Origin of the sequence: Aeromonas sp. Lyrl_2 (genome assembly GCF_051948815.1) — a bacterium.
Taxonomy (GTDB): Bacteria; Pseudomonadota; Gammaproteobacteria; order Enterobacterales; family Aeromonadaceae; genus Aeromonas; species Aeromonas veronii.
The window spans coordinates 1-1,156 of record NZ_JAYJLJ010000057.1 but is presented as its reverse complement, the minus strand read 5'-3'; the positions used below and the strand labels follow the sequence as shown (position 1 = coordinate 1,156).

1 protein-coding gene and 1 pseudogene are annotated in these 1,156 nt (G+C 54.0%); one reads left to right on the top strand and one right to left on the bottom strand.

What is annotated here, in order from left to right; translation table 11 throughout:
* The coding region (locus VF684_RS20880; protein ID WP_440174396.1) for an IS110 family transposase at positions 1-669 on the bottom strand (669 nt) is incomplete at its 3' end.
* 61 nt (positions 670-730) lie between these two features.
* Here VF684_RS20880 and VF684_RS20875 point away from each other — a divergent pair.
* A pseudogene (locus tag VF684_RS20875) lies at positions 731-1,156 on the top strand (IS3 family transposase); the annotation flags it as partial.

Genomic DNA, 1,156 nt, shown 5'->3' with positions numbered 1-1,156 from the left:
AATGCCAGGGACGGTACTGATTTTTTGGCACAAACCTGATGCGCTTGAGGCTTGTCCGAGCATGAGGCTCATGTCATCAATCTGAATATCCAGCTGTTGCCACCGTTCTCTCAGACGCAATACCAGGGCGCGGATAAAGTCAGGCAAGCCATTCTCGGCATCTTCAAGGATCGTCGGCAGAGAGCGCTCGAAGACTTTTCTGCCGACTGGCACGGTGAGCCCATATTCCAGCAGCAACGCTCGCATCTGATTGACAGTGGCGGTACGTTCGACGATGAAACGCTGACGGACGCGATGAGTCGCTTGCAATGCCAGTTGCTCATGAGATTTCAACGGGACACAGCGCATAGTGCCTCTGCTACCAGCCTCGGCAATGGCGGTGGCATCGTTGAAGTCATTCTTGTTCGATTTGAGATAGGGCTTAACAAATTGGGCAGGAATAATCTTGGGGTCGAACCCCGCCTGTTGGAACAGGCGTCCCCAGTATTGCGAACCAGGACATGCCTCGAAGGCGATCCGACAGGGTGGGGTCGTGCTAATGAACTGTTTCAGTTGTGAGCGAGTGAGCTTTTGCTTGGTCAATACATGCCCCATGCGATCCATCGCCACCAGGTGAAACCAGTTTTTGCCTAAATCGATCCCGTAAATGTAAATCTGCGCTTGAGTCATGATGAGCCTCCTTAATGCTGGCTCCAGCATAGCGGGGTGGGTGGAGCAGACCATCCCATTAGGCTACTGCTCTCTTGATGGCGGACGAGTTCACACGTACGCGCTGATAGACCGATTAAGGGAGCAAGCCCCCATCACCCTGGTCTGCTGCGCTTTCGATGTGCCCACTTCCTGTTTTTACGATTATCTGGCCCGCAGGCGGGCGATTAACCGTAAGCGCATGCAGCAGCGCTGTGAGTTGCGCCGGTTGTTCAAAGAAAGCCGGAACTCAGCGGGCAGCCGTGCCTTGATGTCGATGATGCGGGAGTTGGGGTATCAGATTGGTCGATTCAAAGTACGTAACCTGATGAAGGAAGCCGGGCTGGTATCCAAACAGCCGGGCGCACACCGCTATAAGGTGGCACAGTCTGAATGACCGGATATCCCCAATCTGCTGACCCGTGAATTTGATGTCCAGCAACCCAATCAGGTGTGGTGTGGCGATATC